Source organism: Bradyrhizobium sp. CCBAU 11434 (assembly GCF_028128895.1).
Lineage (GTDB): Bacteria > Pseudomonadota > Alphaproteobacteria > Rhizobiales > Xanthobacteraceae > Bradyrhizobium > Bradyrhizobium zhengyangense.
Map to the genome: position 1 here is coordinate 846,293 of NZ_LBJX01000011.1, position 15,649 is coordinate 861,941.

Genomic DNA, 15,649 nt, shown 5'->3' on the forward strand with positions numbered 1-15,649 from the left:
GCCGACGGGCGCTACTTTGGGAAACGCCGAAGGGACTGGGTGCTGGATCGATGCAGGCTCTCTACGCACAGCTACTGGTGGGACTGATCAACGGCTCGTTCTACGCGCTGCTCAGTCTCGGGCTCGCCGTGATCTTCGGCATGCTCAACATCATCAATTTCGCCCATGGCGCGCTCTACATGATGGGCGCCTTCGTAGCCTATTTCCTCCTGAACATCGGCGGCATCAGTTACTGGTGGGCGCTGCTGCTGGCGCCTGTCATCGTCGGCATCTTCGGCATGATCCTGGAACGGACCATGCTGCAATGGTTGACCGGGCTCGATCACCTCTACGGCCTGCTGCTCACCTTCGGCATCGCGCTGATCGTGCAGGGCGTGTTCCAGAACTATTTCGGCTCGTCCGGCTTGCCTTATTCCATTCCGGACCAGCTCAAGGGCGGCGTGAATCTGGGCTTCATGTTCCTGCCGATCTATCGCGGCTGGGTCGTCATCTTCTCGCTGGTGGTGTGTCTGGCCACCTGGTTCCTGATCGAGAAGACGCGGCTTGGCGCCTACCTGCGCGCCGCCACTGAAAATCCGACGCTGGTGCGCGCCTTCGGCATCAACGTGCCGCGCATGATCACGCTCACCTACGGCCTCGGCGTCGGTCTTGCCGCGCTCGCGGGCGTGCTGTCGGCGCCGATCAACCAGGTGCGGCCGCTGATGGGCGCCGACCTCATCATCGTGGTGTTCGCGGTGGTGGTGATCGGCGGCATGGGATCGATCATGGGCTCCATCATCACCGGCTTTGCGCTCGGTGTGATCGAGGGCCTGACCAAATATTTCTACCCCGAGGCCTCCAACACCGTCGTGTTCGTGCTGATGGTGCTTGTGCTCCTGGTGAAGCCAACGGGATTGACGGGAAGGGCAGCCTGATATGACAGCCTTGACGGACGATACGCTGCCGGTCACCCCGCGCGCGATGCGTGACGAGATGATCTTGTTCGTGGTGATGGCGGTGCTGCTCGCGGCCGTGCCATTCAGCGGCATCTACCCCTTCTTCGTGATGCAGGCGCTGTGCTTCGCGCTGCTTGCCTGCGCCTTCAACCTTCTGATCGGCTATGGCGGCTTGCTGTCGTTCGGCCATGCGATGTTCATGGGCACGGCAGGCTATTGCAGTGCGCATGCGCTGAAGGTGTGGGCGCTGCCCCCGGAGCTCGGCGTCCTCGTCGGCATCGCCGCGGCGTTCGTGCTGTCGATCATCACAGGCTATATCTCGATCCGCCGCCAGGGCATCTATTTCTCGATGATCACGCTGGCGCTGTCGCAGCTCCTGTATTTCATCTACCTGCAGGCGCCTTTCACCCATGGCGAGGACGGCATCCAGGGCATTCCGCAGGGGCACATGTTCGGTGTGCTCGATTTGTCCAAGCCGACCGTGCTCTATTATGTCGTGCTCGTCGGCTTCCTCGCCGGCTTCCTGCTGATCTACCGCATCATCAACTCGCCCTTCGGCGAGGTCCTGAAGTCGATCCGCGAGAACGAGCCGCGTGCGATCTCGCTGGGCTACCGGACCGACCAGTACAAGTTCCTGGCGTTCGTCCTGTCGGGGACGCTGGCAGGTTTCGCCGGCGCACTGAAAGTGTTCGTGGCGCAGAACGCCTCGCTCACTGACGTGCACTGGTCGATGTCTGGCGAAGTCGTGCTGATGACGCTGGTCGGCGGTCTCGGCACCATCTTTGGTCCCGTGGTCGGCGCCTTCGTGATCATCGCCATGCAGCAATATCTGGCCGGCTTCGGCCAGTGGGTGACGGTGATCCAGGGCTCGATCTTCGTGATCTGCGTGCTCACCTTCCGCCGCGGCGTCATCGGTGAAATCGCGCATTACTTCCGACGATCGCTGTAATTCATTGATGTGACACAAGTTTCGTTGGCGCGCGAATTCGGTGGATGATCCGGCTCCGCAAGCGCCAGATGACACGCGCGCGACGCGAAAATGGTCTATGACGGTTTTGTGACGGCTCGTTCGGGCCTGCCCATTTCCATCAGGTAGACTATCCCCATGATGCGTTGGTTTCGCGCTTTCCTGCCCAAGGAAGAACGGTTTTTCGACCTGTTCGACCGTCATGCCCAGACCGTGATCCAGGGCGCAATCGCGCTCCAGGGCGTGCTGAACGGCGGCGAGGAGACGCCGGTCTATTGCCAGCGCGTCAGCCAGTTCGAGAACGACGCCGACAACATCACCCGCGAGGTGCTGACAGCGGTGCGCCGCACGTTCATCACGCCGTTCGACCGGGGCGACATCAAGAACCTCATCACCTCGCTGGACGATGCCATCGACCAGATGCAACAGACGGCCAAGGCCGTGATGCTGTTCGAGGTTCGCACCTTCGAGCCGCCGATGCGCGAGATCGGTGCGCTGCTGATCGAGTGCGCCAATCTGGTCGGCCGTGCGCTGCCGCTAATGCAGGAGATCGGCAAGAACGTGGCGATGCTGACCGCGATCACGGAGGAGCTGACCAAGCTCGAGGGCCGCGTCGACGATCTCCACGACATCGGCCTGAAGGAGCTGTTCCTCAAGCACCGCAACGGCAGCGCGATGGACTTCATCGTCGGCGTCGAGATCTACGATCACCTTGAAAAGGTGGCCGATCGCTTCGACGACGTCGCGAACGAGATCAACAGCATCGTCATCGAGCAAGTGTAGCGCATGATCCGGAAAAGTGTGCAGCGATTTTCCTTCGCGACAAACGCGGAACGCGTTTGCGCGGAGATCATCCGCAAGGCTTAGAGTAGGGGCCACGCCGTGGATGCTGCGTTGGGTCTTCCCGTTCTGGTCGGCTTGGTTGCCGTCGCGCTGCTGTTCGATTTCCTGAACGGCCTGCACGACGCCGCCAATTCGATCGCGACCATCGTCTCGACTCGCGTGCTGCGGCCGCAATTCGCGGTGTTCTGGGCGGCGTTCTTCAATTTCGTCGCCTTCATGGTATTCGGCCTGCACGTCGCCCAGACCATCGGCACCGGCATCATCGATCCCGCCATTGTCGACGCCCAGGTGATCTTCGCGGCGCTGGTCGGCGCCATCGTCTGGAATCTCGTGACCTGGGCGCTCGGCATCCCATCGTCCTCGTCTCACGCCTTGATTGGCGGCTTATTCGGTGCTGGCGTGGCAAAGGCCGGGCTCTCGGCGGCGGTCTGGAGCGGATTGTCCAAAACGGTGATCGCGATCGTGCTGTCTCCGCTCGTCGGCTTCCTACTTGCGATGATGCTGGTCGCGATCGTGTCGTGGCTTTCGGTGCGCTCGACGCCATTCGCGGTCGACCGCGCCTTCCGCATCCTGCAATTCGCCTCCGCCTCGCTCTATTCGCTCGGCCATGGCGGCAACGATGCGCAAAAGACCATGGGCATCATCGCCGTGCTGCTCTATTCGCAGGGCCAGCTCGGGAGCGAATTCTTCGTGCCGTTCTGGGTGGTACTGTCGTGCCAGGCGGCCATGGCGATGGGGACGCTGATGGGCGGCTGGCGCATCGTGCGTACGATGGGACTGCGGATTACAAAACTGACGCCGATGCAGGGCTTTTGCGCCGAGACTGGCGGCGCGGCGACCCTGTTCATGGCAACCTTCCTCGGGGTTCCCGTCTCGACCACCCACACCATCACCGGCGCCATCGTCGGCGTCGGGGCTGCCCGTCGGCTCTCGGCGGTGCGCTGGAATGTTGCGAGCTCGATCGTCTATGCCTGGGTCATCACGATGCCCGCCTCGGCAATCGTCGCGGCGCTGAGCTGGTGGGCGGTCCAGATCTTCAAGTAACGAGCTTCAGCCCGACGATGCCTGCCACGATCAGCCCGATGCTGGCGAGGCGAAGCGCTGTGGCCGGCTCGCCGAACAGGAAGATGCCGAGCGTGGCCGTGCCGACCGCGCCGATGCCGGTCCAGACCGCATAGGCAGTTCCGACGGGCAGGGACTTCAGAGCAATGCCGAGCAGGATCACGCTGCCGGCCATGGCCGCGAGCGTGATGACGGAGGGAACCAGCCTGGAAAAGCCCTCGGTATATTTCAGGCCAATCGCCCAGGTGATCTCGAGCAGGCCGGCGACGAACAGGACGCTCCAGGCCATGACGACCCTCCATTCAAGGCAGGGCCGTCCCCGCTAGGCTAATATGCTGGTGAACGGGGAGGTCGTCCTCCCCGGAAGCCGATATGGGGCTGGCCGAAGGGCTGTGCAATCACCAAATGAGGCTTGATCGCTCCCATTTTCCCTGCCAAACGCTCCCGCCATGTCCGACATTGCAGCCACCACAGCCGAATCGCCGGCCCGTTCCCCGCTTGCCGCAGAAGTGTCGCGGCGGCGCACCTTTGCGATCATCTCGCACCCGGACGCCGGCAAGACCACGCTGACCGAAAAGCTGCTGCTGTTCGGCGGCGCCATCAATCTCGCCGGTCAGGTCAAGGCCAAGGGCGAGCGGCGCAACACCCGTTCGGATTGGATGAAGATCGAGCGCGAGCGCGGCATCTCGGTCGTGACCTCGGTCATGACCTTCGAGTTCGAGGGCCTCGTGTTCAACCTGCTGGATACGCCGGGCCACGAGGACTTTTCGGAAGACACCTACCGCACGCTGACGGCGGTCGATTCCGCCGTCATGGTGATCGACGCCGCCAAGGGCATCGAGGCGCGCACGCGAAAACTGTTCGAGGTGTGTCGTCTGCGCGATATCCCGATCATCACCTTCATCAACAAGATGGACCGCGAGAGCCGCGACGTGTTCGAGCTGCTCGACGAGATCGAGAAGACGCTGGCGCTCGACACCACGCCGATGACCTGGCCGGTCGGCCGTGGCCGCGACTTCCTCGGCACCTATGACGTCATCAACGGCGGCGTGCGTCTGCTCGAAGGCGGCGGCGCCAAGACCGGTGCAGCGCAGCAGATCGAGATCGCCGAGCTTGCCAAGCTCAACGCCAATCTCGATGCCTCCGCGGTGAAAGACGAACTCGAGCTCGTCACCGAGGCCTCAAAACCGTTCGAGCTCGAGGCATTCCGCGAGGGCCATCTGACGCCGGTCTATTTCGGTAGCGCGCTGCGCAATTTCGGCGTCGGCGACCTGCTCGAAGGTCTTGGCAAGTTCGCTCCCGAGCCGCGCGCTCAGGACAGCGACCAACGCAAGGTCGAAGCCACCGATCCGCGCATGAGCGCGTTCGTGTTCAAGATCCAGGCGAACATGGATCCGAACCACCGCGACCGCATCGCGTTCGCGCGCCTTTGCTCCGGCAAGCTCAGCCGCGGCATGAAGGCGAAGCTGGTACGCACCGGCAAGAGCATGCCGCTGTCGAGCCCTCAATTCTTCTTCGCACAGGACCGTTCGGTGGCGGACGAGGCCTTTGCCGGCGACGTCGTCGGCATTCCCAATCACGGCACGCTGCGCATCGGCGACACGCTGACCGAAGGCGAGGACTTCAATTTCGTCGGCGTGCCGAGCTTCGCGCCGGAAATCGTCCGCCGCGTCCGTCTGACCGACGCGATGAAGGCGAAGAAGCTGAAGGAAGCCCTTCAGCAGATGTCGGAAGAGGGCGTCGTGCAGGTGTTCCGTCCGCGCGACGGGGCCCCGGCGCTGGTCGGCGTGGTCGGCGCACTGCAGCTCGACGTGCTCAAGGCACGGCTCGAAGCAGAATATTCGCTGCCGGTCGAGTTCGAAGTGAGCGAGTTCCAGCTCGCGCGCTGGATCTCCTCGGAGGATCGCAAGAAGCTCGATACCTTCGTTGCCGCCAACACCTCCAGCATCGCCGATGACGTCGACGGCGATCCCGTGTACCTGGCCCGGAACGAGTTCTATCTCGGCTACACCAAAGAGCGCGCCGAAGGCATCGAGTTCACCAACGTCAAGGACGTCAAGAAGAAGGGCTAGGGGCTCGTGCTGCCTACCGCCCTTAGGCTCTGCGGCCACACCCTCCGCTGTCATGCCCCGGCTTGGCAAGCCGGGCGACGACAGCGTACCTGAACGCGAGCATGTGAACGCCCGCAGGGTTGACGCGTTCATTGAGGATGCCACGTTTGTTCGCGTGACATCGCGGGCTCAAAGCATGTGGCGCGGCATTCTCGTTTTCACGTTGTTGGCGATCTCGACCGTTGCCTCCAACGCGCAGCGTCGCCAGATCAATCCAATCCCGTTTGCGCATGAGCCGTGCAGTGTGCTCGATGGTCGGCCTTGCACGCCGTCCTATTGCAGTCCGCTCGAGCCCGGCCCCTGCATTCCCGAGATCGACTATCCCTACGGCGAGAACCTTCAGCTCACGATCGAGAGCGTGCCGGCGGAGGCTGATCGGGCCAAGTATCAAAAGCCGGATCACGATCTCGATACGATCGGCGACCTCTTTGCCGAACTGCGCACGTGCTGGTCGCCGCCGTCCGACAATGTGCGCGCAGGCATGCAGATGGCTGTTCGCTTCAGCTTCAATAAAGCCGGCGGCCTGGTCGGCCCGCCGCGGCTGACCTTTGCGACTGCGGGCGTCCCCGCCGATATCAGAACCACTTACCTCAACGCGATCAATTCGTCTCTGAACGCCTGTCTGCCGCTGAAGTTCACCAGCGGCCTCGGCGGTGCTCTGGCCGGACGACCAATTGCGATCCGCTATGTCGACAATCGCGAGCCCGGAAAGTAGCGCATCAGTTGCGACCGGCGGCCAATCGATGATACCTCAGAGGCGGGGCGCTGGTTCAAGGGGAGGATGTCGTGGGTCTGTTGGTCATGATCCTGGGGCTGGTGCTGTTTTTCGCCGCCCATATTTTCACAACGAAGCGGGACGCACGCGCACAGGCGATCGCGCGCCTGGGTGAGGGGACCTACAAGATCCTCTATTCGGTCGTCTCGCTTGCAGGGCTGGCGCTGATCGTCTGGGGCTTTGCCCACTATCGCGCGACCGGCTGGATCGACGTCTGGTATCCGCCAAAGGCGATGAAGCACATCACGGTCGCGCTGATGCTGCCTGCCGTCATCCTCGTGGTCGCCTCCTACCTGCGCGGGCGCATCTATGCGACGCTGAAGCATCCGATGCTCGCCGGCGTGAAGCTTTGGGCGTTTGCGCATCTGCTCGCCAACGGCGATCTCGGCTCCATCATCCTGTTCGGCTCGTTTCTCGGCTGGGGCGTGTATGACCGCATTTCGCTGAAACATCGCACCGACAGCGGTGGCCCGCCGATCCCGGTGGGCGGCGTCACCAACGATCTGATTGCGATCGCAGTCGGCATCGTCGCCTATCTGGCGCTGGCGTTTGCATTCCATCCTGTCGTGATCGGCGTTCCCGTGATGGGCGGTTAACCGATCAGCGCAACATATCACCTCCGTGCTGATGCGCGGAGTGTGACAAAAGCAACAAGACGAGGGCTCTCCGATGGACTGGTCACGATCTCAGATTCCGCCGATGCGGTCCGAGGCGCGCTTTGGTGATCGGGTCGTGCCGGCCTTCGTCGATCGGCCTTCGAGCTTGTGGGCAATGATAGCGCAGACCTCGGCGCGCAATGGCGACGGCGAGGCGCTGGTCTGCGGCAATGTCCGGCTGAGCTGGCGGCAGACGGTGGAGCAAGCCGCGCGGATTGCATCGGGCTTTCGCAAGCTCGGCCTGCAGCGCGGTGACCGGGTTGCGATCCTGCTCGGCAACCGCATCGAATTTCCGTTGCTGCTGTTCGCCGCCGCGCATGAGGGGCTGGTTACGGTGTTGCTCAGCACGCGCCAGCAGAAACCAGAGATCGCTTATGTGCTCGCCGATTGCGGCGCCAAGATCCTGATCCACGAGGCGGCACTCGCTGAACGGCTGCCGGATGCGCGCGATGTTCCTGACGTGATGCACCGTATTGCCGTCGATGACGACGCGAAGCTTTCGCGCTTCTCGGTGCTGGCGGACAACGCGCCGGCGCCAACGCCGATCGAGACGAACGAGGAGGACACCGCGATGATCCTCTACACCTCGGGCACGACGGGCAAGCCGAAGGGCGCGATGCTGGCCCATTGCAATATCGTGCATTCCTCGATGGTGTTCGTGTCCTGCCTGGAATTGACGGCGTCCGACCGCTCGATAGCAGCCGTCCCACTTGGTCACGTCACCGGCGTCGTCGCCAACATCACCACGATGATCTGCTGCGGCGGCGCGCTGATCATCATGCCGGAATTCAAAGCGGCCGATTACCTCAAGCTCGCGGCGCGCGAGCGCGTCACCTATACGGTGATGGTGCCGGCGATGTACAATCTCTGCCTGCTGCGGCCCGATTTCGATAGCTACGATCTCTCGAGCTGGCGCATCGGCGGCTTCGGGGGCGCGCCGATGCCGGTCGCGACGATCGAGAAGCTGAAGGCGACGATTCCCGGCCTGAAGCTCGCAAATTGCTACGGCGCGACCGAGACGACGTCGCCGTCCACCATCATGCCGGGCGAGCTGACGGCAAGCCATATCGACAGCGTCGGCCTGCCGTGTCCGGGGGCGCGGATCATTGCTATGGGGACGGATGGCCGCGAACTTCCACCCGGCGAGATCGGCGAACTCTGGATTCAGAGCGCCTCCGTCATCAAGGGCTACTGGAACAACCCGAAAGCGACGGCCGAGAGCTTTACCGGCGGCTTTTGGCATTCCGGCGATCTCGGCTCGGTCGATCTCGATGGGTTCGTCCGCGTGTTCGACCGCCAGAAGGACATGATCAATCGCGGTGGCCTCAAGATCTATTCGGCCGAGGTCGAATCGGTGCTGGCCGGTCATCCCGCCGTGGTCGAGAGTGCGATCATCGCAAAGCCATGCCCGGTGCTGGGCGAGCGGGTCCACGCGGTCGTGGTCACGCGGACGCAGGTCGGCAGCGACGACTTGCGGGCCTGGTGCGCCGAGCGGCTGTCCGATTACAAGGTGCCGGAGACAATGGTGATCACCGCCGATCCCCTGCCGCGCAACGCCAACGGCAAGGTCCTGAAGCGACAGTTGCGGGAGCTCTGGTAAGGATCTCCTACGGCTCCGGACTATCCCGGATCGCGCGTTAACGCCTTGATCGGCCTTGCTTTGCCTTGCCACCGCCATATCGTTAGGGTATCGCCGCCGCCAAGTGGGGACGGGCTTTCGATGCACGCGATCTGGCGTGCGCTCCCGGCCGGGCATGGGATTACCTTAAGTGTCTGAATTATTTGATGAAGTCGACGAGGAAGTACGTCGCGAACAGCTCAAAAAGCTGTGGGACAAATATTCGCTCTACTTCATCGCCCTGATGGTGCTGATCGTGGCGGCCGTGGGCGGCTGGCGCGGCTACCAGTACCTGGAGGCCAAGAAGGCCGCCGAGGCGGGCGCCACCTTCGAAAAGGCCGTCGAGCTGTCGGAGCAGGGCAAGCACGCGGAGGCTGAAACCGCTTTCGCCGATCTCGCTGCCAAGGCCCCGTCCGGCTATCGCATCCTGTCGCGGCTGCGTGCCGCAGCAGAGGTGTCGGCTCGCGATCCCAAGGCCGCGGCAAAGATGTTTGACGACATCGTCGCCGACCGCAGCGTCGGCGGCGAGTGGCAGGATTTGGCGAAGATCCGCGCGGCGAGCCTGCTGGTGGACAGCGCGAGCTACGCCGACATCCAGCAGAGGCTGGAAACGTCCGCCGAGCCCAAGTCGACCTTCCGCCACAGCGCCCGCGAGTTGCTGGCGCTGTCGGCCTGGCGCAACAACGATATGACCGCCGCCCGCAAATGGGTCGACGCGATCGCCGAGGACGGCGAAACGCCTCCTAGCCTGCGCTCGCGCGCCGAGGCGCTCCAGGCCCTGCTGCCGCCCGTCGCCAAAAGCTGACGGTCCCGAGAGCTGAGACGAGATATCGATATGCGCCGCACGCCACGTTTGATTGCAGCCGCCGTCCTGATCGCCTTCACGGGCGTCCTGGGCGGCTGCTCCAGCGGCGGATTCGATCCGAGCGACCTGATGGACTTCCTCGACACCAAGAAGAAGCTGCCGGGCGAGCGCAAGCCTGTTTTCCCCGAGGGCGTGCCGGGCCTCGAGCAGGGCGTGCCGAAGGAGATGTACAAGGGCGCGCAGCAACAGCAGGACGCGCCGGCCGTCGCGGCGCTGCCGGCTGAGCCGCCGCCCGCCGAGCCCGCCAAATCGTCAAAATCGGCCAGGGGCAAGAAGACGAGGCAACCGGCCCCCACCGCTGCTGCACCGGCCGAAGCGCCGGCCGGCGAGGTCGACGGCGAGGCTCAGCCCGAGGCGGCACCGGCACCGGCCGCTCCGCCGCCCAAGCACAAGATCGTTCGCAAACGCACCACCGCGCCGCCGCCGGACCAGCAATCCACTCAGCAGCCGGCGCAACCGGCGCAGCAGACCACCCAGCAACAGCAGACGCAGGGAGCCTTCCCGGCGCCGATGCCCAGCGGCAGTTTCTCGCGCTGATATTTTTCACCGAATTGACAGGCGCAGCCTCCGCGGCGCACGAATGACCAATGTCCTTTACGATCGCCATTATCGGCCGGCCCAATGTCGGCAAGTCGACGCTGTTCAACCGCCTGGTCGGGCAGAAGCTCGCGCTGGTCGATGACCTGCCGGGCGTCACCCGCGACCGACGCGAGGGTGAGGCCAGGCTCGGCGATCTCGAATTCACCATCATCGATACCGCCGGTCTCGACGAGGGCGCCAAGGGCTCGCTGACTGCGCGCATGCAGGAGCAGACCGAGGCCGCGATCGCGCAGGCCGATGCCCTGTTCTTCGTGATCGATGCCCGCATCGGCCTCACGCCGACGGACCGCGCCTTCGCCGATTTCGCCCGCAAGGCCAACAAGCCGGTGCTGCTGGTCGCCAACAAGAGCGAAGGCAAGCATGGCGATGCCGGCGCGATGGAATCCTTCGCGCTTGGCCTCGGCGATCCCATCCAGATTTCCGCCGAGCATGGCGAAGGCATGGGCGAGCTCTACGACGCGCTCGCCAAGCTGATGCCGGAGCCTGTCGAGGAGGATGAGGCCGAGGACGACGAGCCGATCTCCGAGGAAGAGGCTGCAACGCGCCCGATCCGGGTGGCCATCGTCGGCCGTCCCAATGCCGGCAAGTCGACGCTGATCAACCATCTGCTCGGCGAAGAGCGCCTGCTGACGAGCCCGGAAGCCGGCACCACGCGCGATTCCATCGCAGTCGAGGTCAACTGGAAGGGCCGCGAGTTTCGGGTGTTCGACACCGCAGGCCTTCGCCGGCGCTCGCGCATCGAGGAGAAGCTGGAGAAGCTCTCGGTCGCCGATGCACTGCGTGCGGTGCGCTTCGCCGAAGTCGTCGTGATGATGATGGATTCGCAGAATCGCTTCGAGGAGCAGGATCTGCGCATCGCCGATCTGATCGAGCGCGAGGGCCGCGCGGTCGTGCTTGCCGTCAACAAATGGGACCTGATGGAAACCAAGGGCGGCGGCGCGATTTCGGGGCTGCGCCGCGATGCCGACCATTTGCTGCCGCAGCTCAAGGGCGTGCCGATCGTCGCCGTCTCCGGCCTGATGGGCGAGGGCATTGATCGCCTGATGCAGGCGATCCAGGACGCCTACGCGCTCTGGAACCGGCGCGTGCCGACGTCAGCGCTCAATCGCTGGTTCGAGCAGGCGGTCCAGGCCAATCCGCCGCCGGCCGTCTCAGGACGCCGGCTGAAGCTGAACTACATCACCCAGACCAAGGCGCGCCCGCCGAGCTTTGTCTTGTTCTGCTCGCGCGCGGACGCGGTGCCGCAGTCTTATTTGCGCTACCTCATCAACTCGATGCGTGAGGCCTTCGATCTGCCGGGCACGCCGGTGCGCATTACCCTGCGCGAGAAGGCCAATCCGTTCGCCCACAAGCGCAAGCGGCCGTCGTGAGCGGCGATGCCGGCGAGGCGATAGCGCAAGGCGCTGCGCCGATCCGGCGCGGGGCCGCCGCCTTCATCTTCGTCACCATCCTGCTCGACATGCTCGCGCTCGGGGTGATCATGCCGATCTTGCCCAAGCTGATCGGGAGTTTTGTCGGCAACGACACCGCGCATGCGGCCCGCATCTTCGGCCTGTTCGGCACCGCATGGGCGCTGATGCAATTCGTGTTCTCGCCCCTGCTCGGCGCGCTGTCGGATCGTTTCGGCCGCCGGCCGGTGGTGCTGCTGTCGAATTTCGGGCTTGCCGCCGACTACGTGTTGATGGCGCTGGCGCCGTCGTTGAACTGGCTGTTCGTCGGTCGCGTGATCTCAGGCATCACCTCGGCCAGCATCTCGACCGCCTTTGCCTATATCGCCGACATCACGCCGCCGGAGCGGCGCGCTGCGGTCTTTGGCAAGATCGGTGCGGCATTCGGCGCCGGCTTCATTCTCGGCCCGGCGCTGGGCGGTCTGCTCGGCGATATCGATCCGCGACTGCCGTTCTGGGCATCGGCCGCTCTCAGCCTTGCCAATGCGCTCTATGGGGTGTTCGTCCTGCCGGAATCGCTGGCCCCCGACAAACGCGCGCCGTTCCGCTGGACCAGCGCCAATCCGATCGGTGCGCTTCATCTGCTGCGCTCCAGCGCGGCGCTGGCGGCGTTATCGGTCGTCAACTTCATCGCGCAGGTCGCGCATGTCGTACTGCCCTCGACCTTCGTGCTCTATGCGACCTATCGCTACGGCTGGGATTCCAAGACGGTGGGACTGACGCTGGCGATGGTCGGCGTCTGCGCCATGGTGGTGCAGGGGCTCGCGATCGGCCCGATCGTACGCGTGCTCGGCGAACGCAACGCGTTGCTGCTTGGCCTGTGCTGTGGTGCGCTCGGCTTTATCGTTCTTGGCACCGCGCCGACCGGGCCGCTCTCCTGGATCGGTATTCCGATTCTGGCGCTGTGGGGCATCTCGGGAGCCGCGTCTCAAGCGTTGATGACGCGGCTGGTGGCGCCCGATCAGCAGGGCCAGTTGCAGGGCGCGACTTCGAGCGTGCAGAGCGTGTCACAGCTCGTCGGCCCGTTCCTGTTCACGCTGACGTTTTCCTATTTCATCGGCGCCGGCGCGCCGCTGCATCTGCCCGGCGCACCGTTCTTGCTTGCCGCAGCCTTGATGGTGGTGTGCGTGGCGATCGCTGTGCGGACCCTCGCGACCGCAAAGACGGTCCCGTAGAGTGGGCAAAGGCGCCCTTGCGCCGTGCCCACGATCTCTCTCGATCAGGTAAAATGCGTGGGCACGCTTCGCTTTGCCGACCTACGGCAGTCTCGTTCCGGGCTAGGAACGAGAATGCCCGGGACTAGCCCGGGCATGACGTCGTGGAGTTAGAGACCCTTCCGCGCTTACTTCTTCACCAGCGGACATTCGCTGTCCTTGAGCGGCCTTGCGGCGTCTTCCGCAGAAATGGTCGAGATCAGCTTGTAATAGTCCCAAGGGCCCTTCGACTCTTCAGGCTTCTTCACCTCGAACAGATAGGCCGGGATGATGCGGCGGCCGTCCTCGCGAAGCGGGCCCTTGCCGAACAGCGGGTCGTCGGTCGGGATTTCTTTCATCTTGGCGACGACCTTGGCGCCGTCATGCGGATTGCCGCCGAGCGCCTCGAGCGCCTTGAGGTAATGAATCACGCCGGCATAGTTGCCGGCCTGGGTCATCGACGGCATTGCCTTGTTGGCCGTCTTTTCCTGGAAACGCTTCGACCAGGCGCGCGTGGCATCGTTGAGGTCCCAGTAGAAGGATTCCGTGAAGGTCAGGCCGTGCGCGGTCTTGAGGCCGAGCGAGTGGACGTCGTTGATGAACAGCAGCAGCGCTGCGAGCTTCTGGCCGCCCTCGACGATGCCGAATTCCGCCGCCTGCTTGATCGAGTTGGTGGTGTCGCCGCCGGCGTTGGCAAGCCCGACGATCTTTGCCTTCGAGTTCTGCGCCTGGAGCAGGAAGGATGAGAAGTCGGAGGTGTTGAGCGGATGCTTGACGCCGCCGAGCACCTTGCCGCCATTCGCGGTCACGACCGCGCTGGTGTCGCGCTCGAGCGCCGCACCGAAGGCGTAGTCGGCGGTCAGGAAGAACCAGCTGTCACCACCGGCCTTGGTCAGCGCCTTGCCGGTGCCGGTGGCGAGCATGTAGGTGTCGTAAGTATAGGAGATGGTGTTGGCGTTGCAGGCCTTGCCGGTGAGGTCGGCGCTGGCGCCGCCATTGTTGAGCAGGACGACGTTCTTTTCCTTGGCGACGTTGCTGACCGCCAGCGCCACGCCCGAGTTCGGCGTGTCCGTGATCATGTCGACCTTCTGGGTGTCGATCCACTGCCGCGCGATGTTGACGCCGACATCAGGCTTGTTCTGGTGGTCGCCGCTGACGACCTCGATTTTCCAACCCTTGGCAGCCAGACCGGAATCCTCGACCGCCATCTTGACCGCCACCACGGAGCCGGGACCGCCGATATCGGCGTAGAGGCTGGACATGTCGTTGAGCACGCCGATCGTGACGGTCTTGTCTTGAGCGGAAGCGGGTGATGCAAATCCGAAAGCGGCGGCACAGGCCAGAAGGGCCGCAGAGCGGCGCGCGAACATCGTCATAAAAGGTTTCCTCCATTGTCAAATATGCGGACGGCTCTCTTGCGGAGCCTCGGTCCGGCAAATTCCGTAGCCTGTCCCAGGGACGGCGGCAATGCACCTTAAGCCGGATCATGCTGCGTCGTAGCGTCATCCGTCGGTTAACTTTTGGGCAAGATGCGTTGAGACGCTATTTCAGCGCTCGGGCAGTCTGGATCCCGGCGAGGCGCGGCAGCCAATCAGGCCGGCGCGCGGAAGCTCATCAGGCTGCGCGTCTTGTAGTCGTAGAACTTGCCGGTCTCGGTCCAGTCGGGCGCGCACATCGGAACGATGAATTCGGCGACTTGCTCGGGCGTGTCGAGCGTCGCGGGATCTTCGCCCGGCATCAGGGTGGCGCGCATGCGGGTGCGGACCGGGCCCGGGTTGAATAAATTGACGCGGATGGCCGTATTCGCGGTCTCCTGCGCCCAGGCGCGCGCCAGCGTCTCCAGCGCGGCCTTGGAGGCGGCATAGGGGCTGACATAGGCCGTCGCCTTGTTGGCGGCGCCCGAGGTGATGAACACGGCGCGGCCGGCATCGGATTGCTTCAGCAGCGGCTCCATGCAGCGGATCAGCTGGAAGTTCGCGGAGACGTTGACGGCCATCACGTCGTTGAACGTCTTCAGCTCGATATGGCCGATCGGTGAGGAGGGGCCGAGCACGCCGGCATTGCCGACGAGGATGTCGAGCTTGCCGTAGCGCTCGTGCAGGCCCGCGCCGAGCCGCGCGATGCCGTCGGTATCTGTGAGGTTGAGTGGTACCAGCGTGGCGCTGCCGCCTACTTTCCGGATCTCGTCGTCGAGCTCCTCGAGGCCGCCTTGCGTGCGCGCGGTGGCAACGATATGCGCGCCGGCCTTGGCGAGCACGAGCGCCGTGGCGAAGCCGATGCCGCGCGAGGCGCCGGTGACGAGAGCGATGCGACTGGCGAGGGGTTTTGTCATGTCCGTGTATCCACGTCTTCGCGACGGGTTTTACAGACATGGGTCACCGAGACAAGCCCGGTATGACGCAATTATTGCCTCCGCGCCTTAGCGGTCGCGGGTCAATTGCTTATTATCGTCGTTCGAGCCGCTTTCCGAGTTTTTGGGCGTGACCTTCATGCCCTGGACGAACGCGAAGACGATGAAGCCGACCAAAAGCACCCCGCAAAGAATGGCGATGATCGTCTGCATCGGCGCCGCTTCG

16 protein-coding genes are annotated in these 15,649 nt (G+C 64.0%); 12 read left to right on the plus strand and 4 right to left on the minus strand.

Translation table 11 applies throughout. From position 1 onward, the window contains the following. The first annotated feature begins 50 nt into the window (after positions 1-50). The 4 genes from XI06_RS11470 to XI06_RS11485 all read left to right on the plus strand — a co-directional run bounded on the left by XI06_RS11470 (position 51) and on the right by XI06_RS11485 (position 3,789). Complete coding sequence (locus tag XI06_RS11470; RefSeq protein WP_237858409.1) at positions 51-914, plus strand: branched-chain amino acid ABC transporter permease; 864 nt, start codon at positions 51-53, stop codon at positions 912-914. 1 nt (position 915) lies between these two features. Next, a complete protein-coding gene (locus XI06_RS11475; RefSeq protein ID WP_237858407.1) occupies positions 916-1,884 on the plus strand; it encodes a branched-chain amino acid ABC transporter permease in 969 nt (322 codons plus the stop codon). A gap of 156 nt (positions 1,885-2,040) precedes the next feature. Next, positions 2,041-2,685 carry a DUF47 domain-containing protein gene (locus tag XI06_RS11480; RefSeq protein ID WP_128952241.1) on the plus strand — a complete coding sequence of 215 codons (645 nt, stop codon included), beginning with the start codon at positions 2,041-2,043 and terminating at the stop codon, positions 2,683-2,685. Between the two features lie 99 nt (positions 2,686-2,784). After that, a complete protein-coding gene (locus tag XI06_RS11485) occupies positions 2,785-3,789 on the plus strand; it encodes an inorganic phosphate transporter (protein ID WP_237858405.1) in 1,005 nt (334 codons plus the stop codon). On the opposite strand, the gene sugE is transcribed toward XI06_RS11485, so the two are convergent. Continuing rightward, a complete protein-coding gene (gene sugE / locus XI06_RS11490; RefSeq protein ID WP_237858403.1) occupies positions 3,782-4,096 on the minus strand; it encodes a quaternary ammonium compound efflux SMR transporter SugE in 315 nt (104 codons plus the stop codon). The genes XI06_RS11485 and sugE overlap by 8 nt on opposite strands. A 160-nt stretch (positions 4,097-4,256) precedes the next feature. Here sugE and XI06_RS11495 point away from each other — a divergent pair, with 160 nt between their 5' ends. The 8 genes from XI06_RS11495 (at position 4,257) to XI06_RS11530 (ending at position 13,055) form a co-directional block, all read left to right on the plus strand. Further along, entirely contained in the window at positions 4,257-5,879 is a 1,623-nt protein-coding gene (locus tag XI06_RS11495; protein ID WP_237858402.1) for a peptide chain release factor 3, read from the plus strand. Between the two features lie 175 nt (positions 5,880-6,054). Further along, positions 6,055-6,633, plus strand: coding sequence for a hypothetical protein (locus XI06_RS11500; protein ID WP_237858401.1), 579 nt, complete (start codon positions 6,055-6,057; stop codon positions 6,631-6,633). A 71-nt stretch (positions 6,634-6,704) separates the two neighbouring features. Beyond that, positions 6,705-7,289 (plus strand): NnrU family protein, encoded by a 585-nt coding sequence (locus XI06_RS11505; RefSeq protein WP_237858400.1) that lies wholly within the window; start codon positions 6,705-6,707, stop codon positions 7,287-7,289. Positions 7,290-7,362: 73 nt separating this feature from the next. After that, on the plus strand, positions 7,363-8,949 hold the full coding sequence (locus XI06_RS11510; RefSeq protein WP_271605340.1) for a class I adenylate-forming enzyme family protein: 1,587 nt from the start codon (positions 7,363-7,365) through the stop codon (positions 8,947-8,949). Positions 8,950-9,118: 169 nt separating this feature from the next. Continuing rightward, positions 9,119-9,772: a tetratricopeptide repeat protein gene (locus tag XI06_RS11515; RefSeq protein ID WP_271605341.1), complete on the plus strand. Its 654-nt coding sequence runs from the start codon at positions 9,119-9,121 to the stop codon at positions 9,770-9,772. A 30-nt stretch (positions 9,773-9,802) separates the two neighbouring features. Continuing rightward, positions 9,803-10,369, plus strand: a complete 567-nt coding sequence (locus XI06_RS11520; RefSeq protein ID WP_237858396.1) for a hypothetical protein — start codon at positions 9,803-9,805, stop codon at positions 10,367-10,369. 50 nt (positions 10,370-10,419) lie between these two features. Beyond that, positions 10,420-11,802: a ribosome biogenesis GTPase Der gene (gene der / locus XI06_RS11525; protein WP_271605342.1), complete on the plus strand. Its 1,383-nt coding sequence runs from the start codon at positions 10,420-10,422 to the stop codon at positions 11,800-11,802. Continuing rightward, complete coding sequence (locus XI06_RS11530; RefSeq protein WP_271605343.1) at positions 11,799-13,055, plus strand: TCR/Tet family MFS transporter; 1,257 nt, start codon at positions 11,799-11,801, stop codon at positions 13,053-13,055. The genes der and XI06_RS11530 overlap by 4 nt, the downstream gene beginning before the upstream one ends. A gap of 167 nt (positions 13,056-13,222) precedes the next feature. Here XI06_RS11530 and XI06_RS11535 read toward each other — a convergent pair whose 3' ends face one another. The 3 genes from XI06_RS11535 to XI06_RS11545 all read right to left on the minus strand — a co-directional run bounded on the left by XI06_RS11535 (position 13,223) and on the right by XI06_RS11545 (position 15,636). Continuing rightward, positions 13,223-14,449, minus strand: a complete 1,227-nt coding sequence (locus XI06_RS11535) for an ABC transporter substrate-binding protein (protein ID WP_442869418.1) — start codon at positions 14,447-14,449, stop codon at positions 13,223-13,225. A 215-nt stretch (positions 14,450-14,664) separates the two neighbouring features. Beyond that, positions 14,665-15,405, minus strand: coding sequence for an SDR family NAD(P)-dependent oxidoreductase (locus XI06_RS11540; protein ID WP_237858385.1), 741 nt, complete (start codon positions 15,403-15,405; stop codon positions 14,665-14,667). A gap of 87 nt (positions 15,406-15,492) precedes the next feature. Continuing rightward, positions 15,493-15,636, minus strand: a complete 144-nt coding sequence (locus XI06_RS11545) for a hypothetical protein (protein WP_237858383.1) — start codon at positions 15,634-15,636, stop codon at positions 15,493-15,495. Between the last annotated feature and the right edge of the window lie 13 nt (positions 15,637-15,649).